Consider the following 844-nt stretch of genomic DNA (forward strand, 5'->3'; position numbering starts at 1 on the left):
AATTTTCAAGGCTATATCTTTTAGCCATATTAGAATTTATATATGAATTAATATTATCTATATACTCCAAATACCTTTTATCTTCTATGCTAGATATAAATGCATGCATTTCACCAATAGAATTAAATTGTCTAAAATCTATAAAACATTCTTTCGGGATAATTTTTTCAATATTTGGTGCCCCCCAATAGATAGGAACCGTACTGGCCAAAAAACAATCAAATATCTTTTCACTAACATAATCTTCCACATTATTTGCATTTTCAAAACAAATCACAAACTTGTACTTGCATATAGTTGATATCTTATCTTCAACAGTGCCTTTATAAGAGATCCTTTTGGGCGCCAATAGTTTTGAGCTAAATATAGTTTTATTTCTAATTTTTAGTATATATTTATCCCACCCATAGCCATACAAATCAAAATCATTAATATATTTTTTTTCAAACCATCTAATGATTTTAAATCTATGTGAGTACAATTCCCCTTCTATATTTGATGATAGATTACTATTAATCAAAACACATAGCTTTCTATCTAGATAGTCTTTAACTGTTGCCCTTTCTGAAAAAACATACCTTGTAGATGGGAAGAAAAAATACTTTTTATTATCTATTAAACTATTTTTCCATGTTAGAATAAAATCAAATTCTTGGTGTAGTTTTTTATCGTAATTGATTTTATTTATAATTTCTGCTTCTCGCAACATTACTATTGATTTTGTTTTTTTCTTATTTATGATCTTATTTATACTAAAAGTCGGCATATCCAAAAAGATGCAAACATCCGGATCAATGTTTTGCTTTTTATATATATCCAGAGTATGAATTTCATATCCTATTTT

1 protein-coding gene is annotated in these 844 nt (G+C 26.5%); it reads right to left on the bottom strand.

Annotated elements, in window-relative coordinates; all coding sequences use genetic code 11:
- Positions 1-844, bottom strand: an 844-nt coding sequence (locus tag FZ949_RS09215) for a glycosyltransferase family 10 domain-containing protein (protein WP_148790373.1), incomplete at both ends; no start/stop codon positions are given.

This window comes from Campylobacter concisus, from assembly GCF_902460545.1.
GTDB lineage: Bacteria > Campylobacterota > Campylobacteria > Campylobacterales > Campylobacteraceae > Campylobacter_A > Campylobacter_A concisus_AE.